This is a genomic window from Nesterenkonia cremea, assembly GCF_014642675.1.
Lineage (GTDB): Bacteria > Actinomycetota > Actinomycetes > Actinomycetales > Micrococcaceae > Nesterenkonia > Nesterenkonia cremea.
The window spans coordinates 115,728-139,720 of record NZ_BMIS01000003.1; the positions used below are offsets into that span (position 1 = coordinate 115,728).

The window sequence follows — 23,993 nt, forward strand, 5'->3', positions numbered from 1 at the left end:
CGGATCCCCATCAGTTGTGCGGGCACTTTGAGACGTTCTCAGGCAATGTGCCTGTCCCAGAGCACCTGGAAGTGCCCACACAGAGTGGGGCTGGTACGCCTCAGACGATCAGCAGGAAGATGAGCAGGGGAAGGCCGGCGGTGATGGCAGTGGCGATGATCCCACGGCGCCTCACCTGAGCAGTGGTTCCTCCACCGCCGACGCCGATGAGGAGCCTCGGAACAGCCGTCCAGGCGATCGCTATGCCGCGGTAGATCCAGACGCCGGCCGGGGCCGGAGTCGAGGTGTTCTGCTGTTCAGCCATCGGGAGACACCCTATAGATACGACGACGGCGCCCGCTCCCTTCACAGGGAGCGGGCGCCGTCAGAAGCACCTCCTGCTAGAGGCTGCGGATCACGCGGCGGCCTTGGGGGCGTTCACGTCCTCCGGCAGACCCTTGCGAGCGGTCTCCACCAGTGCCTTGAAGGCAGCTGCGTCGGAGACGGCCAGCTCGGCCAGCATGCGACGGTCGACCTCGACGCCAGCGCCCTTGAGGCCCTGGATGAAGCGGTTGTAGGTCATGCCGTTGGCGCGTGCGGCAGCGTTGATGCGCTGGATCCACAGGCGACGGAAGTCGCCCTTGCGCTTCTTCCGGTGCTGGTAGTTGTAGGTGTAGCTGTGGAGCAGCTGCTCCTTAGCCTTGCGGTACAGGCGGGAGCGCTGTCCGCGGTAGCCGGAGGCCCGGTCGAGGACCTTGCGGCGCTTCTTGTGGGCGTTGACCGCCCTCTTCACTCGTGCCATCTGTTATCTCCTGTGAGTCTTGAAGTCTTCGCGGTGTTCCGTGCTGGTGCTCAAAGGCCCAGCATGCGCTTGATGCGCTTCTCGTCGGCCTTGGTGACGATGCGGTCACCGGCCAGACGGCGGGTCAGGCGGGAAGACTTGTGCTCCAGGTAGTGGCGGCGGTTGGCCTGCTGGCGCTTGATCTTGCCGGAACCGGTGATCTTGAAGCGCTTCTTGGCCCCGCTGTGGGTCTTCATCTTCGGCATAGTGCCGTTCTCCTTACATCGTACGGACCTGCAGCACCTGGGAACCGGCACCCCTCCAGGAGGGAGGCCGGCGGTGCAGAGGTGGATCGCTCACCAGGCACGAAGCCCGGCAGGATCCCTTTTCATAGGTCTGCGACGCACCCGCGCAGGGCACGTCGCAGCAAACCCAGCAGACAAGTCTACCAGGTCGTTCACCGAGCGCTCCCGGCGGAGTCTCCTCCGCCGGAGCCGCTCAGAGGTTCTTGAGCTCGTCCGGAAGGTAATCCGCCATCGAGTTGGACAGCGGCTTCACGTCCTTCTTGTCCGTGGAGACCTTCTCCTGACGCTCCTGCGTCTTCCGAGCGCGGCCCTCACGCTTGGCCTTGGCACGAGCCTTGTTCTCCTCGTTGTCCATGGCCTCATCGTCGGGAGCCTCGTTGCGAGCCTGAGCCTTGGTCTTCAGCGGCCCGACCACCATCACCATGTGACGGCCGTCCTGGCGCGGGTTGGACTCGACCTGGCCGAGGTCCTCCACGTCCTGAGCGAAGCGCTGGAGCAGGCGGACGCCCATCTCGGGGCGCTGCTGCTCACGGCCGCGGAACTGGATCATGGCCTTGACCTTGTCACCGGCCTCCAGGAAGCGGCGAGCGTGGCCGACCTTGGTCTCATAGTCATGGTCGTCGATCTTCAGGCGGAAGCGGACTTCCTTGAGCTGGGTGCTCGTCTGATTCTTCCGCGACTCGCGGGCCTTCACCGCAGCCTCGTACTTCCACTTGCCGAAGTCCATCAGCTTGCAGACCGGCGGTTTCGCATTCGGGGCTACCTCGACCAGGTCGAGATCAGCCTCCGAGGCGAGCCTCAGAGCATCTTCGATTCTGACGATGCCGACCTGTTCCCCCTGCGGGCCGACGAGGCGGACCTCCGGTACACGGATCCGGTTGTTGATGCGTGGTTCGCTGATCTGTCTAACTCCTGTGTGTGGACTGTTGTGAAGTGAATGTGCGCACGTTTAGCGTGCGCTCAAAGTCTGTGACAAGCTTACCAGCATGCAGAACGAAGATCTCCCCCAGGCGGCCGATCAGAGCGCGCGTGACATCGCTGAGGTGCCCGCCGTCGAACTGATCAACACTGTCGCCGTCCACCTGATGAGCGCGGCGGCGGTGAAGACCGGCCTGGCCGATGACGAGCGCGCCGATGAGCTCAAGGATCTGGACGAGGCCCGCAAGCTGATCACCGCACTGGCCGGACTGATCACCGCTTCCGCGCCGGAGGTGGGATCCACCCATGCCGCTCCCCTGCGCGACGGGCTGCGCTCCCTCCAGCTGGCCTTCCGAGAGGAGTCGCTGGTCCCAGACGAGCCCGGCAAGGGCCCCGGCGAAAAATGGACCGGTCCGGTCAACTGACCCTCGGTCAGCTGAACTCCGGCCTCCTGATGCCGGTCAGCTGAGAGTCGGTCGGATCACCGCTGATCCGCGCCACGGATTCAGCCTCACAGACGAAGACGAACCGGCTGGGCAGATCTCATCTGTCCAGCCATTCCTGTGTGGGGCGCACGAAGAGCAGCAGCAGCGCCGTGGCCGCCGGCACCAGCAGGGTCAGCCCCACGGCCCAGGCTCCTTCGGAGAGGAAGCTGAAGGAGATCACCACCACCATGAACTCCAGCACCATCGCCGGAGTCCTCGCTCCGCCTGCTCCCATGAAGATCCGGAAGCCCAGGATCATCAGCACCGCGCCGAGCAGCGCGTAGAGCACCACCAGCGCCACGATGCCGACCGTGTCCAGCAGCGCCTCCTCCGAGGTCAGCGCCGCCCCCACGGTGTACCAGAGCACAGCCACGCCCTGGACGAAGAGGATCAGGAAGACGAGCCAGACCGGGACCGGCCGCGGGCGGGCCTGGGTGAACGGGCGGGGCTTCTGCGGACCGTGGAAGTCCGGCTGCAGGTTCTCAGAGTCGCGGGCCATAGATGTCATTCTCCCTTAACACCAGCGCCGCCCCACATGTCGTACGCTGAGCCACACCAGCACTCATCCGAGGCCGACACGAGGAATCTCTGAGATTGGACACGACCGGGAGACTCTGCTGGGGCACCGCAGTTCTGAGCGTCTCCGCGCTCTTCCTCAACGCCTGCGGCGATGACGACGCCGACGACACGGCCGCTGAGGAGACCGAGTCCCCCAGCGTGGACACCTGATCAGTCAGCCGCGACGACGCCGGGTCAGCTGCGCGGCAGCTGCAGGGTGAAGGTGGACCCCTTCCCCAGCTCCGAGTCACAGCGGACCTCTCCCCCGTGCGCCTGGGCGATGGCCGCGACGATCGGGAGCCCCAGCCCCGCACCGGCCTTGGAGGAGTCCACCCTCCCGAAGCGCTCGAAGATCCTCTCCCGGTCTGCTTCCCCGATACCGGGCCCCTCCTCTCGGACCGACAGCTCGACGCCGTCCTCCACGACCCGCGATCCCACTGTGATCACCGCACCCGGCGCTGAGAACTTCACCGCATTCGCCGCCAGCTGCAGCGTGGCCTGCGTGACCCGCTGGCGCAGAGCCTGATCAGGTGCAGCGGCTGGTCCGACACATCAGGGACCGACTGCTGAGCACGCCGGGTCCTGTGGTTCCCACCCACGGGGACTTCCATCGGGACAATATCTTCGCTGAGGTACTCCCCGATGCTGAGGGCCGCCCCGCCCTCTCCCCCGCTGCTCTGATCGACTTGGACTCCGTGGGGCCGGGCTACCGAGCCGATGATCTGGCCTGACTGATCGCTCATCTGCTCACACTGCCCACCCTGGACCCGCAGGGCTATGCCTGCGTATCACAGGTCACCGATGCGGTCTGAACACAGGCTGTGCTCCGTCCGGACTGCTCAGACCTGGGAGCTCGGGTGGCTGGGGATTGCTTTCTCCGCTTCCCTCCGCTCACACTGGAGTGCGGCGCTCCACCTGGCTGGAACTGACCGAAATGCACGTCGAAGAATGTGACTAACACCACGCGGTTCTCGCAGTTTTTCTTAGTTGTGGACTCTTGTTTGCATGTCGTTAACATGTCAGCCTTGATTACGAAGAAATTCGCGGACGGCCTCTTACTCCTGAAGTCAGGCCGTCACGAGTTGCACCGCCCAAGCTCTGAGTGACCCTGATGAGCATGCCTCCCTCCGGGTTGAGGACAGCATCACAGCTCAGAACCCGAGTCGCGCCCATCCGGCGCACAAGGAGTAGTGATCGCCATGGATTGGCGCAGTCGAGCAGCATGCCTGGACAAGGACCCCGAACTCTTCTTCCCCGTCGGCAACACCGGCCCCGCTCTGCTTCAGATCGAAGAGGCCAAAAGCGTCTGCCGCCGCTGCCCGGTGATGGACACCTGCCTGCAGTGGGCTCTGGAGACCGGCCAGGACTCCGGCGTCTGGGGCGGCATGAGCGAAGACGAGCGGCGCGCCCTCAAGCGCCGCGCAGCCCGCGCGCGCCGCGCATCCTGAACGACCGAGCAGGTTTCCTTGCACAGCGGCAGCTGCGCGAAGGCGGCGAGGAAGCGGAGCAGGGGACGCTGAAGCGTCGTGCGGCTCGCGCCCGCCGCACCAGCTGGACCGCAGCACAGGCACGCCAGCCCTGTCTCCCTGATCAGGGAGCGATGATGGGGGCCCGGAGGATGACCCGGGTCCCCATTTTCGTGTCCTCTGCCGGCATCCATTCGATGGAACCCGAGAGCTCACCTCGCACCAGGGTCTGGACGATCTGAAGCCCCAGCCCGGGCTCCCACTGATCCTCAGGCAGCCCGACGCCGTCGTCGAGGAGCTCCAGATCCAGGCGCTGGCGTCCGGCGGCGTCGGTATGGCGGTGCACCGACATGGTCACCGTCAGCACGCTGCGCGACTGCTCCCCCTCGCCGAAGCCGTGTTCGACGGCATTGGCCACGATCTCGGTGATGACCAGGGCCAGCGGGGTCACCATATCCGGGGGCAGCTGTCCGAAGCTGCCGTCCAGCTGGGTGAGCACCTGACGGTCCGACTGCGCCATCTCCGCGGCCAGGCGGAGCTGTCGGCGCATGAGCTCGTCCACGTCCACGCTCTCCTCCAGCCCTTGGGAGAGGGAGTCGTGGACCATCGCGATGGTCTCCACCCGGCGCATGGCCCGCTCCAGGCCGTGGCGTCCCTCCGAGGAGTCCATCCGGCGGGACTGCATGCGCAGCAGGGCCGAGACCGTCTGGAGATTGTTCTTCACCCGGTGATGGATCTCCTTGATGGTCGCGTCCTTGGACATCAGCTGCTTATCCCGGCGGCGCAGCTCAGTGACGTCGCGGCAGAGCACCAGCGCGGCGAACCTCTCCCCACCCCGGTAGAGCGGGATGGAGCGCAGAGTCACCGTCGCGCCGTGAGCCTCCAGCTCGGCGCGCATGGCGCGCTTGCCCGTGAGCATCAGCGGCTGAGACTCATCAACTGCGACGCCGGTGGCCCGCTGCAGCTCGGCTCCGATGCTGGCCAGCGAACGCCCCTCCAGCGCGTCAGAGACGCCCAGCCGCAGCAGCGCGGAGACCGCATTGGGGCTGGCGAAGGTGATCTCACCCCCGCTGTCCAGGCGCAGCAGACCGTCACCCACACGCGGAGCCCCACTGTAACCGGTGAACTCCTGGGCGGTGTCCGGCCAACGCCCGGCAGAGACCATGGCCAACAGCTCATCGGCACAGCGCCGATAGGTCAGCTCCAGCCGGGAGGGCGTGCGCAGAGCAGCCACGGAGAAGTGCAGGGTGATGACCGCCAGGGTCCGTCCGGCGCGCACCAGCGGAACCGCCTGGACCCGCATCCTCGCCGGCGAGGGTTGGCCCTGGTCCGAGGAGTTGGTGACCACCTGGGAGGACCAGGCCCGCTCCACCATCGGCTTCAGATCGGCACGGATCCGATCCCCGACCACGTCGCGATGGATCAGCGTCTGGGTGGTGGAGGGACGCGCCTGCCCCAGGGCGATGAAGGAGCGCTCCTCCGCGGAGACGAAGCCCTCCTCCGTGCTGGGGAACCACAGGACCAGGTCTGAGAAGGCCAGATCTGAGAGCAGCTGCCAGTCCCCCACCAGGGCGTGGACCCATTCGACGTCCCGCTCGGAGATGTGGCGGTGGCCCGCCAGGGGCTCTTCATAGATTGCCATCAGATTCCTTCGCCCCTAGGAGCCGACCAGTCCGCGAAGGTGGCGCAGCAGCACCGTCAGCGAGGCGATGTTGTCGGCGTCGAGCTCATCCACCTCAGCCATGAGGCGCTCGGCGCGGTCCAGCTTGGCGTGGCTGGCCTGCTTCCACTCCTCCAGACGCTCGCCCGGGTCGCCGGCCGCGGTGGTGCGCAGCACCGACTCGGTGATCTCCCGGATGGCGTAGTAGAGCTCATCGCGCTGGGCTCCGCGGGCCAGGGCCTGCCACTTGTCCAGGCGTGAGAGCCGGGTGATGCGGTCCAGCAGGCTGTCCACCTGGAACTCGGCGTAGACGGCGTAGTAGATGCCGGCCACCTCCTCGGCCGGGCAGTCGTGCTCCCGGGCCAGGGAGGCGATGTCCAGCAGAGAGAAGGCCTCGAAGAGCTCCGAGACCCAGGCGGCCAGCTGGTCGTCCATACCGGCGGCCAGCGCCTCCTCCCGCTTGGTCTCCACACGGGTCCTGTCGGCGCCGCGCAGATGCTCGGCCAGGCTGCCGTAGAGGGAGGAGATATGGGCGGAGAAGGTCTCAACGTCCTGGCGGACGGTGGTGCCGCGGGCCGAATCGGTGGAGGCCGCCGTATGGCTGACCACCCAGCGGACCGCTCGGTCGAGCAGGCGTCGCATGTCCAGGTAGATCAGCGCCCACCGGTTCCGCGGGAAGGAGACCGGCAGAGCCCGCATGGCGGCGTCGAACTCATCGAGGCGGAAGAGCTCGCGGACCACCACGAAGGCGCGGACCACCTGCTCCTCAGTGGCGAAGGTCTCCTCCATGGCGCGGAAGACGAACGCCGCCCCACCCATGTTGATGACGTCGTTGGCCACCACATTCGAGATGATCTCGCGCTGCAGCGGGTGCCGGGGCAGCTGCTCCGCGAAGCGGTCGGTGAGCTGACCCGGGAAGTAGTCCTCCAGCGTGGTGGTGAACCAGTCGTCGTCGGGAAGGGCCGAGTCCACCAGGGCCGCTTTGAGCTGGATCTTGGCGTAGGCGGTGAGCACCGCCAGCTCCGGGGCGGTCAGCGTCTGCTCGCCGGCCTCGTTGCGCCGCTCCAGCTCCACCTCCGTGGGCAGCACCTCGAGCTCGCGGTCCAGTCCGGCGGCCTCCTCCAGCCAGCGCATCAGGCGCTTGAAGCTCGGCGACCATTCGCCCAGCCGCTGCCGCTCGGTCAGCAGCAGCACGTTCTGATCCTTATTGGTCTGCAGCACGTGCTGGGCGACGTCCTCGGTCATGGACTTCAGCAGCTCGGCACGCTCCTCGGCCTGCAGATGTCCCGAGGAGATCAGCTGATCCAGCAGGATCTTGATGTTGACCTCATGGTCTGAGGAGTCGACGCCGGCGGAGTTGTCGATGGCATCGGTGTTCAACAGCACGCCCTGCTGAGCCGCCTCGATGCGGCCGGCCTGGGTGAGGCCCAGGTTGCCGCCCTCGCCCACCACCTTGGCGCGCAGCTCGCGGCCGTCCACGCGGATGGCGTTGTTGGCGCGGTCTCCGACCTCTTCATGGGACTCCGCGGAGGCCTTCACGTAGGTGCCGATGCCGCCGTTGTAGAACAGGTCCACCGGCGAGCGCAGCAGCGCGTTGAGCAGCTGCGGCGGGGACATGGCCTCCACACCGGCGGGCAGGTCGAAGCGCTCCCGCATCTGCGGGGTGATCTCGATGCTCTTGGCGGTGCGGGAGAAGATTCCACCGCCTTCAGAGATCAGCTCGGTGTTGTAGGCGTCCCAGCCGGAGTGGGAGGCGGTGAAGAGGCGCTGCCGCTCCGCGAAGGAGGCTGCGGCGTCGGGGTCGGGATCGATGAAGATGTGCAGGTGGTTGAACGCCGCGACCACGCGGATGTGCTCGGAGAGCAGCATGCCGTTGCCGAAGACGTCTCCGCCCATATCGCCCACGGCCACCACGGTGAACTCTTCGCTCTGGGTGTCGGTGCCCAGCTCGGCGAAGTGGGACTTCACCGACTCCCAGGCGCCGCGGGCGGTGATGCCCATGGCCTTATGGTCATAGCCCACGGAACCGCCGGAGGCGAAGGCGTCACCCAACCAGTGCCCGTACTCCTGACTGATGGCATTGGCGGTGTCGGAGAAGGTGGCGGTGCCCTTATCGGCGGCGACCACCAGATAGGCGTCGTCACCGTCGTGGCGGACCACACCCTGGGGCGGGATGATCTGGATCTTCCCCTCCTGCTCCACCTGGTTGTCGGTGATGTCCAACAGGCCGCGGATGAAGATCTGGTAGGCCGCGCGTCCGGCCTCGAACCAGGCTCCCCGGCCCTGGGCGGGATCCGGCAGCTGCTTGGCGTAGAAGCCGCCCTTGGCGCCGGAGGGAACGATCACGGAGTTCTTGACCATCTGCGCTTTGACCAGACCGAGGACCTCAGTGCGGAAGTCCTCCTGACGGTCGGACCAGCGCAGGCCGCCGCGGGCCACCTTGTCGAAGCGCAGGTGCACGCCCTCGACCTGCGGCGAGTAGACCCACACCTCGTGGGCCGGGCGCGGCTGGGGTGCGGCGTCGATGGTGGCGGGGGTGAGCTTCAGCGAGATCCATTCGTGGCCCTGGTAGGCGTTGGTGCGCTGGGTGGATTCGATGAGGTTCAGGAAGGTGGAGAGCACCCGGTCGGCGTCGAGGGTGGGCACGTCCTCCAGCGCGGTCTTCACCGCGGCGCGGGCCTGCTCCATGGCGGCGGCCCGGTCCTGGCCCTCCTCCAGCTCGGGGTTCGGATCGAACCGGACTCGGAAGGAGGAGATCAGGGCACGGGTCACCTCGGGGTTCTGCAGCAGCGCCTCGGCCAGGAAGTCGAAGGAGTGGGAGATCCCCAGCTGGCGCATGTAGTGGGCGTAGGCGCGCAACACGATGACGTCGTGGATGCCCAGGCCCAGGCGCAGCACCAGGCGGGAGAAGATGTCCGACTCCGCCGTCCCGGCGAGCACGGCCGTGTAGGCCTCACGGAAGAGGTCGATGGTGGTGTGCGGATCCACGCCCTCCGGATAGCAGAGCCCCAGATCGTAGAGGTGGAAGGTGGCCCCGTCGGAGCAAGAGAGCACATAGGAGCGCTCGTCCAGGATGGAGAGCCCGAAGTCGTCGAGCACCGGCAGGGTCTCGCTGAGCGTCTTGGGCTCGGTGAGGTAGAGCTTGACCCGCATATGGGCGGCGTCACCGGACTGCTGCGGCGGGTAGAACTGCATACGCGGCACCGGGGAGCCGGTGGGTGTGCGCTGCTGGTCCGCATAGCTCTCCAGGGTCTCGAACTGGGCGATGTCCCCGAGCGCGTCCTGGATCTCGTAGAGCACCCGGTAGTCGTCCGGGAAGGCCTCTCCCCAGCGATCGGCGATGCGCTGGGCGGCGTCGGCGGAGTAGCGCTCCTCGGCCTCCTGGGCGATGCCCTCGGACCAGGACCGGATGGCCCGCTCCAGGCGGCGCTGCAGCTCATCCTCAGAGATCGCCATGACCTCGCTGTGCTCACCCTGGCGCAGCCGGATCCGGAAGAACACGCGGGCCAGGACGGACTCGGTGAGCCGGACGTTGAAGTCGATGGAGTCGGCGTCGATGAAGCGCATCAGCTCCTGCTCCACCCGGCGCCGGACCGCTGTGTTGTAGCGATCCCTGGGCAGATAGACCAGCGCGGTCATGAACCGTCCGTAGAGGTCCTTGCGCAGGAAGAGCTTGATCCGCCGACGCTCCTGCAGCTGCAGGATCTGCCAGGAGATCTCCTCGATCTCCTCGATGGACATCTGCAGCAGCTCGTTGCGCGGATAGGTCTCCAGGATCTGCAGCAGGTCGGATCCCGAGTGGGAGTCTGCGGGAAATCCGGAGCGCTCCAGCAGCTGCTTGGCGCGGTGGCGCAGCAGCGGGATGTTGACGATGGACTGGGTGTAGGCGCTCTGGCTGAACAGCCCCACGAACCGGCGTTCCCCGCGCACGGAGCCGTCGGGGCCATAGGTCTTCACCGCCACATAGTCCATATAGGTCCGCCGCCGGACCGTGGAGCGGGAGTTGGCCTTGGTGATGACCAGCCCGTTGCGCTCCTCGGGGCTGCCTCCGGGTGCCGCGGCGAGGGTCTCTGCGGCGCGCTCCAGGGCACCCTGGCCGCTGCGTTCGGCCAGCACGCCCAGACCGGTGCCGGGAACCGGCTCCCAGCTGCCGTCGGACTCGACCTGTGTGGAGAGTTCGTACTCGCGGTAGCCCAGGAACAGGAAGTTGCCGTCAGCCATCCAGTCCAGCAGGTCGGCGGCCTCATCGGAGTCGGCCAGGTCCTCGGCCTCGCGGAGCAGTCCCGCCGCACCGCGGGACCGGGCGGCCATGCGCTCCTGGTCCCGGTTGCTGCTCTTGACATCCTCGAGCACCTGGTAGAGCCCGTCCACCAGCTGCTGGGAGGCCTCCTCGTCCACGACCTGGTCCAGCTCCACAGCGATCCAGGACTCCAGAGCGGTGCGGTTCTCATCGGCGAGCAGGGCGGAGATGTCCGGCAGCGTCTGGGTGTCGCCGGAGGAGAGCCCACGTTCCGGGGCGGGGACGGACTTCACCGCCAGCAGCGAGCGAGAATCCCGGCTGCGGCTGGTCAGCAGCACCGGGTGGACCACCAGAGACATAGCGTGGCCGTTGCGGGTGACCTCGGCGGTGACCGAGTCCACCAGATAGGGCATGTCATCGGTGACCACCAGCACGATGCTGCGCCGGCCCACAGTCACGACGGCGGCCCGCGGCTCAGAGGTGGTGCGGGAGGCGGCCAGCTCCACATGGGCGCGGACGCGTTCGATCTGCTCCTGGGCGCTGACGGACCAGAGGTCCTCCCGGGAGACGTGCGAGTAGTACGCCTCTGTCAGATCCTCCAGGCTGTCTTCTTCGGCAGTCCATAGAGTCTTTTCACCGGGCATGTGCGCCTGCTCTTTCCGCATCGGATCCTGCTGCTTCTTCTGCCCTCTCAGCCTAACGCGGATTCTCGCTTGCGCAGGCTCAGACGCCGCCTTCGTCTGGTGCGCACATCGACGCCGGCCACTGCCGCGATCCGACGCCTGATCTCAGAGTCAGGAGCGGCCTCGGCCAGGGTCTGGCCCTTCAGCAGCGCGGCATCACAGGCCTCGGCGTCCCAGGGCAGGAAGACCGGCTCCCCACCCCCGGGGCCGAAGCGCTGCCAGGTGCTGCGCAGCTGCTCCTGGGGCGAGCGCCCGACGACGCCTCGGCGCAGCTTGGTGATCACAACTTCGGCAGCCGGAGCCTCCGGGACGTCATGGCGGATGTCCTCCAGGGATTTGACCAGCCGCGGGAACCCGACCGGGTCGCAGGCGCCCAGGGCCAGCACCCGGTCCGCCTCCTGCAGGGCGCAGACGGTGGCCGCATGCCGCTGGGGCGCGGCGGTGTCATAGGTCAGCTCCTCGTCCTGTTCCAAGGAGGCGGAGACGTCCACGATCACATAGGGGTAGTCGTTCCGGGCCAGCTGGAGCACTTCACGCAGGGCGCGGCTGCGCAGCTCCGGCCAGCGGCTGGCGCGGGGCAGGCCGGTCAGCAGGTGCACGCGGCTGCCGCGGATCTCGGCCACTGTGCTGGCCCGTCGCAGCCGCGCGGCGTCCAGACGTCCGAGGTCTGCCTGGCGGCAGGCCTGGGCCAGTCCCGCCGACTCCTCGAGCAGGCCCAGATGGGTGACCACTCCGGAGGCGGTGGTGTCGGCGTCGATGAGCAGCACCCGGTGGCCCGCTCCGGCCAGCTCGGCCGCCATATTCACCGCCACTGTGGTGCGGCCGGGACTGCCGTGAGCGCCCCAGACCACAGTGATGCCTTCCTGCGGGGTGAGGGCCGCACCGGCTTCCTCGGGGTCTTCTGCAGTCTCTCCGTCGGGACACTCGGTGAGGTTCTCTGCGAGGTCCTCCGAAGCGGGGCCGGCGTCGGGGATCTCCCCGGTACCTGCGAGGTCATCCACCCACAGGGCCTCAGCGGCCTCCCCGCTGAGCAGGTCCGGGCTCTCGTGGGCCGCAGTGTCCTCGGCGCCATCGTGCTCTGCCGGGAACCCGCCCGGCGTGGGCTCGCTGCTGCGGCTGTAGGCCGCGATGACCTCGGCGAAGCTGCGCGATCCGGTCTCCGGAGAGTCCTGCTCGGGCGGGGTGGGCGGAGCGGGGGCGCCCATGAGCGTCTCAGCCAGCCGAGTGACCTCCACCTCGTCGGCGTGGACGGCGATCCCGAGGCCCGCCAGGCGCTGACGCTCCTCGGCCAGATCAGAGATGGCCACCACGCGCAGTCCGGCCGTGCGGAGCCGTTCGATCAGGGAAGCGGTCAGGGCTGTGGTGCTGCCGATGATCAGGGCGGCGTCGGCGCGCATGCTCTCGGCGGCCGCCGTCAGCTCAGCGAGGTCGGCGCAGCGCCGGTCCACGGTGACAGGGCCCTGCAACCCTTCCAAGGCAGCGATGTGGTCGGTCTCGATCGTGCCGGTGGTGATGACGGAGCAGCGCCTCATGCCTCCTCCTGGCCCTCGGGCCCGTCCTCTTCAGGCGCAGCGCCCTCCTGCCCCGAGTCCTCAGACTCAGGCTCCTCTTCCGGTGCGGCCTCCTCCGGCGCACCCTCGGGCACATCTCCCTCGGGCTCAGCGCCGGTGGAGATGATCGATAGGGTCCCGGCCGAGCTGCGTGCCTCCAGCACCGCGGGCATGTCCTCAGGGTCGATCAGCAGCTCCACGGTGATGACCGTGGCCGAGCCGAAGGTGGAGGAGGATTCGCTGACCGCCGAGACCTCGGCGGCCACCACGAGCTGATCGGCCCGGGAATCATCGGCCTCCTCGGCCACAGTCCCCTGGCTCACCGCCCAGAGGTCCACGGCGCGTCCGGGCTCCACCGACTGGGCCAGCGCGTGGTCCACCTCCAGCGTGACGGCTTGGCGGCCCTGGGGATCTGCCGAGTCCACGGCGCGCCGCGGGATGAGCTCTCCCTCATCCACCACGGAGACGAACTGCAGGTCCGCTTTCGGCGCTTCCTCCGCGCTGAGGTAGTGATCGGAGACCTCATCGATGCGCACGTCGACGATCCGCAGGTCCTCCTCGCTCATCTGCTCCCCCACGGCGAAGGCGCGGTCGGCGGCGTAGACGGGGACGGTGCGATCCTGCGAGGAGACCAAGGCGGTCACCCCCGCTACGGAGAGCAGCACGATGAGCACTCCGACCAGCAGCCGCGGATCCTTCCACCCGGGCCGGCGCAGGCGCTCGGCGGCTTCCTGGTCATCAGCGGTGGGCAGGCTCATCTGTGGACTCCATTCCCCATGCCCCTCATCAGGCACAGTCCTCTTCCGGCGTCAGCGGCGAGAAGCTCAGTGCCCCTGAGTCTGACCTCAGAGTAACCACGAAGTGCAAACGAAAACAAATGGCACTAAAATGAGGCCGTCATAGCCGATCACATCCGCGACGCCCCTTCGGAGGTCCACCCGTGCGACGCTTCCTCACCCTGCCTGATGTCTGCGAAGCCCTGAACATCACGATGTCCCAGACGCGCGCCCTCATCAAGAGCGGAGAGCTGGAGGGGATCCAGATCGGCGGACGCGGCCAGTGGCGCGTGGAGGAGGCCAAGCTGGACGAGTTCATCGAACGCCAGTACGCCATCCAGCGCGAGGCCCGCGCTCAGAGCTCCTCGAGCTCCTCCGAACAGAAGTCCTCCTCCAGCAGCTGAGCACCCGAGCAGCCTGCCCCAGCACCGCTGTGCCTCAGGCACTGCTGATCATCACCGCTGCGGCCAGCGACACGGTCACCGCCTCCTGCGCCCCACGCCGGCGCGGCAGCTCACCACGGGGCGCCGGAAGCACCTCCAGAGCGTCCCGGCCCACCTCCATCAGCAGGCCTTCCACCAGCACACCCTCTGCGCCGAGGATCACGATCTGCGCCCGATCCCTGAGCAGCTGACGCAACGGGGCGGTGATCCCGAGCCGGCGCCGCACATGGCTGGCCTCCGCCTGACCCTGACGAGCGAGCCCTACCGCTGACTGCACTGCCGCCGCGGGGATCAGCACCTCGCGCGGGCCCTCCGCACCGGAGATCCAGTCCTCCCCGACGGCGCCCACCCTCAGATCGACGCGCCGCCCACCAGCCACCTGCAGCTGCACCTGCGTGCCGCGGCTGGCGCGCAGGCGATCGACGAACCGCAGCGCGGACCTCTCCAGCCTGACGGCCTCGGCGATCTCAGCCTCCAGCTCCGCCTCCGCCTCTGCGACGAAGGCGGCTTCCAGATCATCGAAGAGGGATTCCCAACGCATCCATTCATCCTAGCCCTGCCGTGTTCCACGAAGAGGAACTGAAGAAACTCTTGCCGAACCATTCATCATCAAATAGCATCAAACGCATGCTTCAGGAACTCAGTCGCCGGAAACAGGACATCGGACTCTCTGCGCTCACACTGAGCGCGGGTCCGCTGCTCATCCTGTGCGGCCGAGCCTTGACCCCGTCCGCCGCCGATCCGCTCTCCGGAGTCGGGGCCATCGGCGCCATGGCCGCCCAGAGCTTCACGAGCCTGCGGCGCGGCAGCCTCCAGCAGCTGGAGCAGATGATGGGGCTCGCCGCAGTGGGCTTGGGCCTGCTGATCACGCTGCTGGCCCTGGCCTCTGCCCTGCTGGCGGTCGGAGCAGTCCTCGCCCACCGGCTGGGAGCGCTGCGGGCTGAGCATCTGCTGACAAAGCTCTCCCCCGGCTTCATGCGCCGCACGCTGGTCCTCACGCTGAGCGCACATCTGGCCATCGGCGGAGCAGCCGCGGCTTCCGCCGCAGCCCAAGCAGACAGCGGATCGGGAGCACAGCCGGAGCTTCAGTCCGCCCAGAGCATCAGTATGAGCGAAGCCACGACGACGGCGACGCCACTCTTCTCCCCTGCAGAGGCCGCAGCTGCTGCCGCCGTACCCACCGACACTGCATCCACCGACACTGCACCTGCTGACCCAGCGCCGCCCAGTCCTATGTTCACCACTGCCGAGATGGAGGTCTCGATGACACCACTGTTCACCCCTACTGCACCTGCCGCACCGGCCGAGCGCCATCAGGGCGCGGAGCAGCGCAGCAGCTCTGCCGAGGAGGGCCAGATCACCGTGCGCCCCGGGGACACACTCTGGGGTCTGGTGGCCGCTGATCTGGGGCCCGGCGCCACCGAGTGGGAGATCGCCCAGGACTGGCCCCAGTGGTACGAGCACAATGCCGAAGCCATCGGCGAGGATCCGGGGGCCCTTGCCCCGGGCATGGTCCTGGAGAAGCCGCCGGCAGTGCGCTGAGCCCACCGGCTCGGTCCTGCCCCACCTGATGAGGAGAGACCCATGACAGTCACCACACCAGCACCGCTGGTCCGCAGCAGAACCACGTTCCGCCTCCAGCGTGAGGAGGAGCTGACCAGCGACCTGCGCAGCAGCACTCCCACAGAGGTCATCGCCGTCAGCAGCGCGGAGGGAGACGGTCAGCGTCCCTCAGCCCTGGCCACCTCGGCCGAGGAGGAGCGGCAGATCAATGCCATCTCTCGGATCATCTGCCAGGCCACCATGGAGGCTCTGGCGGGACTGCGCCCGGTGGTCCAGCTGAAGCGCTGGCTGGAGGCAGAGGTATACGCCAAGGTCAGGCAGCGGGTGGAGCTCACCCACGACGTCCAGCAGCTGGCGCCCAAGGCCCCACGGCCGCTGGCCTTCCACCAGCTGCGCACCGAGAAGGTCGCCCAGGGCGTCTGGGAATGCGCCGTGGTCTTCGGAGATGAGCACCGTGTGCGCGCCTGCGCGCTGCGCCTGGAGGCGCACCGGCGCAGGTGGCGCGTCGTGGCTCTGGAGCTGGGCTGAGCCGGAGCCCGAACTGCCCCGGGCTCAGGCCGAGGTGCTCGTGGTCTCCTGCTTGGGGCTCTTGGAGATCGCCAGACGCCCGTCCTTCACGCCGGGGAGGTTCGGGGCCTCGCCGCCCTCAGGAGCGGCCTGGACCTCAGCGTTGAAGAGGTAGCGCACCGAGTCCTCGCGGATGCCATCGGCCATCGTCTGGAAGAGCTCGTAGCCCTCACGCTGGTACTCCACCAGCGGATCGCGCTGCGCCATGGAGCGCAGACCGATGCCGGACTTCAGGTAGTCCATCTCGTAAAGGTGCTCCTGCCACTTCTCATCGATCACCGAGAGGAGGACACGGCGCTCGAGCTGACGGATGTTGTCCGAACCGATCTCCTCCTTCTTCTCGTAGGCGATCTTGGCATCAGAGATGATCTCGCGCTTGAGCAGCTTCACGGTCAGTTGGTCCACGCCGCCGGCCTCTTCGATGAGGTCCTCGATGCTCAGCGAGATCGGGTAGAGCGACTCCAGCTCCTCCCAGAGACCCTCGAGATCCCAATCCTCCGAGGAAGGGGCGTTGGTCTTCTCGCTGATCATCAGGCTCACAGCATCCTCGATGAAGTGCTGGACCTTCTCGTGGACGTCGGTGCCCTCCAGGATGCGACGACGGTCGGAGTAGATCGCCTCGCGCTGACGGTTCATGACGTCGTCGTACTTCAGGACGTTCTTGCGGATCTCGGTGTTCTGCCCCTCGCGCTGCTGCTGAGCGTTGGCGATGGCCCCGGAGACGAACTTATGCTCCACCGGGATCTCGTCGTCCATGGCCTTGGAGTTCATAATCCGGGCCGCGGCGGCCTGGTTGAACAGGCGCATCAGGTCATCGGTCAGTGAGATGTAGAAGCGGGACTCACCCGGATCACCCTGACGGCCGGAGCGGCCGCGGAGCTGGTTGTCGATGCGGCGGGACTGGTGGCGCTCGGTGCCGAGCACGTAGAGGCCGCCGACCTCGCGGACCTCATCGCCCTCCTCCTTGGCCTCTTCCTTGGCCTTGGCGTAGACGTCATCCCACTTGGCCTCGTACTCCTCGGCATCCTTCTCAGGATCCAGGCCGAGCTTCTCCATCTCACGGACGGCGTTGAACTCGGCATTGCCGCCGAGCATGATGTCAGTGCCTCGACCGGCCATATTGGTGGCCACGGTGACTGCGCCCTTACGACCGGCCTGGGCGACGATGGCCGCCTCACGCTCGTGGTTCTTCGCGTTGAGGACCTCGTGCTTCACACCGGCCTTGGCCAGCAGCTTGGAGAGGTACTCGGACTTCTCCACCGACTCGGTGCCGACCAGCACCGGCTGGTCCTTCTTATGACGCGTGACGATGTCCTTCAGGACGGCGTCGAACTTCACGACCTCATTCTTGTACACCAGGTCGTTGAGGTCCTCCCGCTGACGCGGACGGTTCGACGGGATAGGGACCACCTGGAGCTTATAGGTGGACATGAACTCGGCGGCCTCGGTCTCAGCCGTACCGGTCATGCCGGAGATCTTGTCGTAGCCGCGGAAGTAGTTCTGCAGGGTGACCGTGGCTCGGGTCTGGTTCTCCGCCTTGATGCGCACGTTCTCCTTGGCCTCGATGGCCTGGTGCAGACCCTCGTTGTACCGGCGCCCCTTCAGGATGCGGCCGGTGTGCTCATCCACGATGTGCACCTCTCCCTTGACCACCACGTAGTCCTTGTCCCGGACGTAGAGCTCCTTGGCCCGGATGGCGTTGTTCAGGTACTGGATCAGCGTGGTGTTCTGAGTCTCGTAGAGGTTCTCGATGCCCAGGTAGTCCTCGACCTTGTCGATGCCGGACTCGGTCACGCCCACTGTGCGCTTCTTCTCGTCCACCTCGTAGTCCTCGTCCAGGGTCAGACGGGTCACCAGAGTGGCGAAGTCGTTGTACCAGCGGGAGATGTCACCGGTGGCCTGACCGGAGATGATCAGCGGGGTGCGGGCCTCATCGATGAGGATGGAGTCGATCTCATCGATGATCGCGTAGTGGTGCTCCCGCTGGACCAGATCGTCCAGGGACTGCGCCATGTTGTCGCGCAGGAAGTCGAAGCCGAACTCGTTGTTCGTGCCGTAGGTGATGTCGGCGTCGTAGGCCTTCTTCCGCTCGGCAGGCCGCATGCCGTTGGTGATGACACCGGTCTCCATGCCCAGGAAGCGGAAGACACGGCCCATCAGCTCTGCCTGGTACTTGGCCAGGTAGTCATTGACGGTCACGATGTGCACGCCCTTGCCGGAGAGCGCGTTGAGGTAGGCCGGGGCCGTGGCCACCAGGGTCTTGCCCTCACCGGTGCCCATCTCAGCGATCTTGCCCAGGTGCAGCGCCGCACCGCCCATGAGCTGGACCTCGAAGTGGCGCATGCCCAGCGTGCGGTCGGCGGCCTCGCGCACAGCGGCGAAGGCCTCGGGCAGCAGGGAGTTCAGCGACTCCCCATCCTCGAGGCGCTCCTTATAGCGATCGGTCTCAGCGCGGAGCTCGTCGTCGCTGAGCTCCTTGAACTCATCCTCGAGCAGGTTGACCGCGTCGGCGTAGCCGCGCAGAGTCTTGAGGATCTTCTTATCCCCGGTCTTGAGGATCCGTTCGAGCAGAGTGGGCACAGCCTGTTCTCCATCAGAGGTTCTTCAGTACGTCATCGTCAGTCTACGCTTCGGGCTGGGAAGGAGCTAAACACTCCTTCCCAGCCCGAAACCTTCAGCACAGGGGATCACGGATCATGCGACGCGCAGCGAGCCCGCCGAGACCCCGTTCTCCGAGCGGTAGTCACGCTCCTCGGTCACCGGATCGGAGACCTGCTTCTCCGTGTCCAGGGAGATGACGCCGTAAGTCCAGCCGCGACGGCGGTAGACCGCCGAGGGCAACCCGGTCTCGGAGTCGATGTAGAGGTAGAAGTCGTGGCCGATCAGCTCCATGGCGTCCACGGCGGCGTCGACGCTCATCGGCTCGGCGGCGAAGACCTTGCGGCGGATGCGGATCGGGACGACGTCTTCGTCCTCCCAGCCGACCGGCGGCTCATCATGGGCCTCGGCGGCGTCGAGCACCTGCTCGTAGAGCGGACGATCTGTGGCCACCGGCTCCAGCCCGGCCATGGCGTGGGCGACGTCCGCAACCCCGTTGCGGGAGGCATGAGCCCGCGACTTCTTCTTGTCACGGGCTCGTCGCAATCGTTCGGTCAGCTTGTTCATCGCCATTTCGAAGGCGGCGAACTTCTCCTCCGCCTGAGCCTCCGAACGGATGACCTTTCCGCGTCCGATCACCGTGAGCTCGACGGCGAGTGCGGTCTCTGCGCGGCGGTGGGAGCTCTCCCCGGTGACCTTCACCTCAAGCCGGTGTCCCTTATCGGCGAGCTGTTCGATCTTGTCGAGCTTCTCCTCGACGTGCTCCTTGAAACCCTCAGGGATCGTGATGTTCCGGCCGGTGTAGCTGACCTGCATGGACATGGTTCCTCCTCGTATCGGTCTGATTCAACCGTGTTGGCAACCATGGGACCTCCAGCTGAAGACCCATACCTCACTCTAAGCCAGAACCTTCCGAAGCGTCACCACCTCGACGCACTTCTGCGGCAGCCATCACGGCCGCCCCGCGGACCTCCGCCCCGGCCTCGGTCAGCACCTCGTAGAGGGCGTGGACGGTCGATCCGGTGGTCAGCACGTCATCCACCAGAAGAACCTGACGCCCGGGCAACTCCTGACGGCCCCGCGCGGTCACCCGAAAAGCTCCGGAGAGACGACGACGCCGATCATCCAGACCGCGCCCCTTCTGCCGTCCTGCCCCGGGCAGCACCCCGACGGCGGCGGCCTGCGGCCGCTGGACCACCAGCCCGGCGGCGATCTCCGCACCGCCCACCGCAGAAGCCTTGTCCGACGCAGAGGCGCTGCCCAGCGCGGAGGCCCCGGCCAGCCGGCCCAGCAGGTGGCGCACCGGGTCGTGGCTCCGCCGGGTGCGGGCCCTCAGCGAGAGCGGCGGAACCACTATCAAGGGAGGCTCGCTCAGCGGAGACTCAGCCGGCATGCTCTCCTCCCCCGCGCCCGTTCCGCAGAGCTGCCTCAGAGCAGGCTCCACGGCCCGGCCCAGCGCCGGAGCCAGCACACGGTCCAGCAGAATCCGCTCGTGATCCTTGAAGCCGAGCATCACTCGGGACAGCAGAGTCCCGTAGGTGCCGGCGGCGATGACCGGCAGCACCCGGAGGTCCTCCTCGGTGCCTCCCACCACGGGCAGCGCCGGGGCATCGGCCTCGGCTCGGTAGGGGTCCCGGGTCAGCAGTCGGACGTCATAGGCGCATTCCTCACAGAGGTCGGTCTCCTCGGCCCCGCAGCCCACGCACCAGGAGGGGCTGAGCAGCCCGGCCGCTGCAGCAACGGCCTCCCGGGCACGGACGCCGGTCCAGGAGAACCAAGCACGGTCCAGATGGTCCCGCCAGGAGGCTCCGCGCACCATCTGCCCTCAGTCCTGACCAGGGATCAGCCCGGATAGGCCATGTCGGTGGACTCCAGCGCCTGGATCTGCCACTGATCACCGATGGGCAGCTGTTGAGCGTCCTGAGCCTCAGCCCAGACCTGGCTCTGCCCCTCACCGGCGGCCACGTTCTCCAGCCCCAGGATGGGTCCGTGGAGCTCCTCTCGGGTTCCGGAGAAGCGAACCAGCTCGATCTGCATGGCCGTGGGCTCCTCGGCGTCCTCGTCATAGTTGCCCCAGACCACCAGCGCGCCGTCGCCCCAGCGAACCTCGTCGATCTCGGGGATGGACTCCATGCGCATCGGCTGGCCCAGCCCCTGCGGGGTCCCGGCCGAATCACGGATCACACCGGCCACGTAGAGGGTGCGCTCACCGCCGTCCTCGACCACCATCGCCGCGCGTGCCCCGTCCTGGGCGATGCGCAGCGACCGGATGGAGCGGCCCTCCAGCCAGTCGGCGCTGATCTCGGCGCTGAGCGTCTCCAGCGACTCGTCATAGGCCTCGGCATGGATGGTGGCCTCGTCCTCGGCGTTGTCCGCCGTCCAGGTCCAGCCGTAGTTGTCCATCGAGGGCCGGGTGAGCTCCTCACCGGAGAGGACCTGATCCGGCTCGCGGCCGGGCCTGATGTGGTACAGCTCCTCGGCGTCGCCGTCGAGCACCGCCATGGAGTCCGGATCCGTGTTGGCCACAGCCGGCTCCCGGGGTTCGATGTCCGAGAGGTCCGGCAGATCAGGCAGCGTCATATCGCTGGTCCCCTGGGCGCGGATCAGCTCATCACCGCGCAGGCCGATGAGCGTGTCCCGGACCTCCACGTCGTCGCCGGCGGTGATCTCGAGGTCATCGAGCTCCTCATCCGGCTCCTCCAGCTCGCGCTGGTCCACGGTGATCTGGATGTCGTTGACACTGTTGAGCCCACCCAGGGCGAGGGAGAGCTGATGCTCCATGAGCTGCTGCTCCTCGGGCGAGGCGCTGCTGACCGGACCGGAGGCGAAGTCCACGACGGCGGTCCGCCCCTCCACCGGCACGGAGGAGAGCTGCAGCTCGGTGCCGTCGGGGAAGGCGGAGGTCACAGCCGGCTCCAGGTAGGGCGCCGGGCCGTCCAGCAGGGCCTCCACGATGGCGGCGGGCATGCGTCCGGGCATGTTGACGAACCAACGCTCATCCGGGACGGCATAGTTCTGTGCCGAGTTGTAGAAGTAGAGCGTATGGGGCTGGTAGACCTGCTGGAACTCCGGGACCGCGAGGAATTTGCCCTCCGGCGCATCCGAGATCCGCCACTCGCCTTCGTACTGCTCCACGGTGAAGTCCACCGCCTCGGAGGTGTTGGGAGGAACCATGGTGCGGATGCCGTCAGCGTCGATCACCGACTCCACCGGGAACTGCACCGAATAGGACTCCTCACCCTCGGGCAGGATCTCCGGAGTCGAGGAGTAGACCACAGTCCGCTCCCCCGGCGACCAGTCGCGGGCCGCCGCCGGGGTCAGGTATTCGCGGGCCACGGCGTAGTCGTCCTGGGGCCCGACGCCGGCCTGGAGGAAGTCATCGATGAGCTGGCCCGGATCGCTGCCCGGAACCGGCCCCTGAGCCTCCAGCAGATACGAGCTGCCGTCCCCAGTATCCGGGTCCGAGGTGCCCACCGGGCCGTCGGTGGGGATCATCGGGGCGCAGCCGCTGACGAACAGTGCGGCGGCGGTGCCCACGCCCAGCAGGGAGCGGCGAGCCGCCCCGCGGCGTCGTGATGTTGTCCTGCAGCTCATTCCTCACCCTCCTTCGGCTGGTAGAGCGACTGTTCGCTGACCCGGTCGTGGCTCTCCTCCCGCTCCACGGTCTTCTCCGGGGGCAGCGGCGAGGAGATGACCATGCGGTCCTCCGCGGAGTAGGTGGGCGGCAGGGCCAGCGGCGCCGCCCGGTAGGGAGCATCCTGCCTGCGCGGGAGCACCAGACGGAAGCAGGCGCCCTGCCCCTTCTGGCCCCAGGCGTCCAGCGAGCCCTGGTGCAGTCGGGTGTCCTCGGTGGCGATCGCCAGGCCCAGTCCGGAGCCGCCGGTGGTGCGGGCTCGGGCCGGATCCGCGCGCCAGAAGCGGTCGAAGACATGGGCCACCTCGTGCGGGGACATGCCGATGCCGTGGTCGCGCACGCCCACACCCACGGCGGTGGGGCTGGAGGCGATGACCAGGTCCACCGGGCGCCCCTCGGCGTGCTCGATGGCGTTGTTGACCAGGTTGCGCAGGATCCGGTCGATGCGTCTCGGGTCGATCTCGGCCACAAACCCGTCTCCCTGGACCACCAGGGAGAGGGTGACATCGTTGGACTCGGCCAGCGGCTGGGCGGTGCGCAGCACCTCCTCGGCCAGGCCGCGCACGTCCACCTGAGTGAGCGAGAGTTCGGCCGCGCCGGCGTCGAACCGTGACATCTCCAGCAGGTCGGCCAGCAGCGCCTCGAAGCGCTCCACCTGGTGGTGCAGCAGCTCTGCGGTGCGCTGATTGACCGGGTCGAAGTCATCGCGGGCCTCATGCAGCATCGTCGAGGCCATGCGCACTGTGGTCAGCGGAGTTCGCAGCTCGTGGGAGACGTCGGAGACGAACCGCTGCTGCATCTTCGACAGATTGGCCAGCTGAGTGATCTGGTCCTGCAGGTTGGAGGCCATCCGGTTGAAGGAGATGCCCAGGCGGGCGATCTCATCCTCGCCGCGGACCACCAGGCGTTGGTCCAGCTGACCGGAGGCGATGCGCTCGGAGACCTCGGCGGCCTGAGAGATCGGCGAGACCACCGAACGGGTCACCCAGGCCGCGATGGCCATGTTCAGCAGCAGCACGGCGACGGCGGCCAGAAAGAGGATCCGCAGGACGAAGTTCAGCGTCTCCTGCACCGGGGAGAAGTCATAGACGAAGTAGACCGCATAGGCATGGCCCGGGGGCAGCTGGACCTGCGTGCCGAAGGCCACGCCCGGGACCACCTGGCCGCCCTCGCGCTCGATGCCCACCGACTGCCAGTACTGTCCGGAACCCTCGGCCACTGTGTCCACAAGATCCTGGGAGATCACCTCATCGGGGTTGTCCAGAGAGGTGCGCGGGTTGGCGTAGAGATTCTCCTCATCGGTCAGCGGGGTGAAGACGAAGTCGCGCTGGACCTGGGCTACGGAGCCCTCCATGCCCTCCATCGTGTCCCGGACCAACGTCTCGGTGCTGGTGCGGTCGGTGGTGGAGGCTCCTGCGAAGGCGTTGCGGATGGAGTCGAGGTCCTGAGTGGCTTCGATCTCGACCTGGTCGAACCGCTCCTGGAACAGTCCGGTGGTGATCTGCTGAGTCAGGAAGGCGGCCACAAGCAGGGTGCCCACTGTGGTGAGCGCACCGGTGAAAGCCACCGCCCGGAACAGCAGGGAGCGGGACCAGACCCGCGGGATGCGGCTGAGTCCGCGGGCCATGCGCGCCAGCAGATCCGGCTCGGGGCGCTGTCCTTCCCCTGTTCCTGGCTCGCGGCCCGCCTCAGCGGTGGGCTCTTCCTCGCCCGGCAGAGGTGCTCGCACCATGGGGATGCTTCCCGTGGTGGTGGCCACCGCCCGCGAGCTGGCGGAGGCTGCACTT

Annotated in this window: 22 protein-coding genes and 1 pseudogene; 7 read left to right on the forward strand and 16 right to left on the reverse strand. The window is 67.3% G+C overall.

Annotation, left to right across the window (positions count from 1 at the left end; translation table 11 throughout):
• Window positions 1-100: 100 nt before the first annotated feature.
• From IEW85_RS04750 to infC, 4 genes are all read right to left on the reverse strand, one after another.
• Window positions 101-304 carry a hypothetical protein gene (locus IEW85_RS04750; RefSeq protein WP_188683214.1) on the reverse strand — a complete coding sequence of 68 codons (204 nt, stop codon included), beginning with the start codon at window positions 302-304 and terminating at the stop codon, window positions 101-103.
• 90 nt (window positions 305-394) lie between these two features.
• Window positions 395-781, reverse strand: coding sequence for a 50S ribosomal protein L20 (gene rplT / locus IEW85_RS04755; RefSeq protein ID WP_188683216.1), 387 nt, complete (start codon window positions 779-781; stop codon window positions 395-397).
• A 50-nt stretch (window positions 782-831) separates the two neighbouring features.
• The gene (gene rpmI / locus IEW85_RS04760; RefSeq protein WP_188683218.1) at window positions 832-1,026 is read right to left on the reverse strand and encodes a 50S ribosomal protein L35; all 195 of its coding nucleotides are present in this window, start codon (window positions 1,024-1,026) and stop codon (window positions 832-834) included.
• A 232-nt stretch (window positions 1,027-1,258) separates the two neighbouring features.
• Window positions 1,259-1,966, reverse strand: a complete 708-nt coding sequence (infC, locus tag IEW85_RS04765) for a translation initiation factor IF-3 (RefSeq protein ID WP_188683475.1) — start codon at window positions 1,964-1,966, stop codon at window positions 1,259-1,261.
• An 85-nt stretch (window positions 1,967-2,051) separates the two neighbouring features.
• On the opposite strand from infC, the gene IEW85_RS04770 reads away from it, so the two are divergent.
• The gene (locus tag IEW85_RS04770) at window positions 2,052-2,408 is read left to right on the forward strand and encodes a DUF1844 domain-containing protein (protein ID WP_188683220.1); all 357 of its coding nucleotides are present in this window, start codon (window positions 2,052-2,054) and stop codon (window positions 2,406-2,408) included.
• 118 nt (window positions 2,409-2,526) lie between these two features.
• Here IEW85_RS04770 and IEW85_RS04775 read toward each other — a convergent pair whose 3' ends face one another.
• Entirely contained in the window at window positions 2,527-2,967 is a 441-nt protein-coding gene (locus IEW85_RS04775) for a hypothetical protein (protein WP_188683222.1), read from the reverse strand.
• A 95-nt stretch (window positions 2,968-3,062) separates the two neighbouring features.
• Here IEW85_RS04775 and IEW85_RS14550 point away from each other — a divergent pair, with 95 nt between their 5' ends.
• A complete protein-coding gene (locus IEW85_RS14550; RefSeq protein WP_268234651.1) occupies window positions 3,063-3,197 on the forward strand; it encodes a hypothetical protein in 135 nt (44 codons plus the stop codon).
• Window positions 3,198-3,221: 24 nt separating this feature from the next.
• On the opposite strand, the gene IEW85_RS04780 is transcribed toward IEW85_RS14550, so the two are convergent.
• The gene (locus tag IEW85_RS04780; protein ID WP_188683477.1) at window positions 3,222-3,545 is read right to left on the reverse strand and encodes a sensor histidine kinase; all 324 of its coding nucleotides are present in this window, start codon (window positions 3,543-3,545) and stop codon (window positions 3,222-3,224) included.
• Between the two features lie 11 nt (window positions 3,546-3,556).
• On the opposite strand from IEW85_RS04780, the gene IEW85_RS04785 reads away from it, so the two are divergent.
• Together IEW85_RS04785 and IEW85_RS04790 are read left to right on the forward strand one after the other, a co-directional pair.
• On the forward strand, window positions 3,557-3,757 hold the full coding sequence (locus tag IEW85_RS04785) for a phosphotransferase family protein (RefSeq protein WP_188683224.1): 201 nt from the start codon (window positions 3,557-3,559) through the stop codon (window positions 3,755-3,757).
• A 468-nt stretch (window positions 3,758-4,225) separates the two neighbouring features.
• A complete protein-coding gene (locus IEW85_RS04790) occupies window positions 4,226-4,474 on the forward strand; it encodes a WhiB family transcriptional regulator (RefSeq protein WP_036474112.1) in 249 nt (82 codons plus the stop codon).
• Between the two features lie 142 nt (window positions 4,475-4,616).
• On the opposite strand, the gene IEW85_RS04795 is transcribed toward IEW85_RS04790, so the two are convergent.
• The 4 genes from IEW85_RS04795 to IEW85_RS04810 are packed head-to-tail and all read right to left on the reverse strand — an operon-like array spanning window position 4,617 to window position 13,383.
• Window positions 4,617-6,134, reverse strand: a complete 1,518-nt coding sequence (locus IEW85_RS04795) for a sensor histidine kinase (protein WP_188683227.1) — start codon at window positions 6,132-6,134, stop codon at window positions 4,617-4,619.
• A 15-nt stretch (window positions 6,135-6,149) separates the two neighbouring features.
• On the reverse strand, window positions 6,150-11,057 hold the full coding sequence (locus IEW85_RS04800) for an NAD-glutamate dehydrogenase (protein ID WP_229658802.1): 4,908 nt from the start codon (window positions 11,055-11,057) through the stop codon (window positions 6,150-6,152).
• Between the two features lie 26 nt (window positions 11,058-11,083).
• Window positions 11,084-12,607, reverse strand: a complete 1,524-nt coding sequence (locus IEW85_RS04805) for a CpaE/TadZ family protein (RefSeq protein ID WP_188683229.1) — start codon at window positions 12,605-12,607, stop codon at window positions 11,084-11,086.
• Window positions 12,604-13,383, reverse strand: a complete 780-nt coding sequence (locus tag IEW85_RS04810) for a CpaB family protein (RefSeq protein ID WP_188683231.1) — start codon at window positions 13,381-13,383, stop codon at window positions 12,604-12,606. Before IEW85_RS04810 ends, IEW85_RS04805 begins: the two co-directional genes overlap by 4 nt.
• Before the next feature lie 182 nt (window positions 13,384-13,565).
• On the opposite strand from IEW85_RS04810, the gene IEW85_RS04815 reads away from it, so the two are divergent.
• A complete protein-coding gene (locus IEW85_RS04815) occupies window positions 13,566-13,805 on the forward strand; it encodes a helix-turn-helix domain-containing protein (RefSeq protein ID WP_188683233.1) in 240 nt (79 codons plus the stop codon).
• 34 nt (window positions 13,806-13,839) lie between these two features.
• On the opposite strand, the gene IEW85_RS04820 is transcribed toward IEW85_RS04815, so the two are convergent.
• Window positions 13,840-14,385 (reverse strand): hypothetical protein, encoded by a 546-nt coding sequence (locus IEW85_RS04820; RefSeq protein ID WP_188683235.1) that lies wholly within the window; start codon window positions 14,383-14,385, stop codon window positions 13,840-13,842.
• An 86-nt stretch (window positions 14,386-14,471) separates the two neighbouring features.
• On the opposite strand from IEW85_RS04820, the gene IEW85_RS04825 reads away from it, so the two are divergent.
• Window positions 14,472-15,386, forward strand: a complete 915-nt coding sequence (locus IEW85_RS04825; protein WP_188683237.1) for a LysM peptidoglycan-binding domain-containing protein — start codon at window positions 14,472-14,474, stop codon at window positions 15,384-15,386.
• Window positions 15,387-15,428: 42 nt separating this feature from the next.
• A complete protein-coding gene (locus tag IEW85_RS04830) occupies window positions 15,429-15,935 on the forward strand; it encodes an Rv3235 family protein (RefSeq protein WP_188683239.1) in 507 nt (168 codons plus the stop codon).
• 51 nt (window positions 15,936-15,986) lie between these two features.
• Here IEW85_RS04830 and secA read toward each other — a convergent pair.
• The 5 genes and pseudogenes from secA to mtrB all read right to left on the reverse strand — a co-directional run.
• Window positions 15,987-18,554 (reverse strand): annotated as a pseudogene (gene secA / locus IEW85_RS04835) (preprotein translocase subunit SecA); the annotation flags it as partial.
• A gap of 114 nt (window positions 18,555-18,668) precedes the next feature.
• A complete protein-coding gene (gene hpf, locus IEW85_RS04840; RefSeq protein ID WP_229658803.1) occupies window positions 18,669-19,394 on the reverse strand; it encodes a ribosome hibernation-promoting factor, HPF/YfiA family in 726 nt (241 codons plus the stop codon).
• Window positions 19,395-19,464: 70 nt separating this feature from the next.
• Window positions 19,465-20,391, reverse strand: coding sequence for a ComF family protein (locus IEW85_RS04845; RefSeq protein WP_188683244.1), 927 nt, complete (start codon window positions 20,389-20,391; stop codon window positions 19,465-19,467).
• Between the two features lie 23 nt (window positions 20,392-20,414).
• The gene (locus IEW85_RS04850; RefSeq protein ID WP_188683246.1) at window positions 20,415-22,166 is read right to left on the reverse strand and encodes an LpqB family beta-propeller domain-containing protein; all 1,752 of its coding nucleotides are present in this window, start codon (window positions 22,164-22,166) and stop codon (window positions 20,415-20,417) included.
• Window positions 22,163-23,938, reverse strand: coding sequence for an MtrAB system histidine kinase MtrB (mtrB, locus tag IEW85_RS04855; protein ID WP_188683248.1), 1,776 nt, complete (start codon window positions 23,936-23,938; stop codon window positions 22,163-22,165). The genes IEW85_RS04850 and mtrB overlap by 4 nt, the downstream gene beginning before the upstream one ends.
• Window positions 23,939-23,993: the final 55 nt, after the last annotated feature.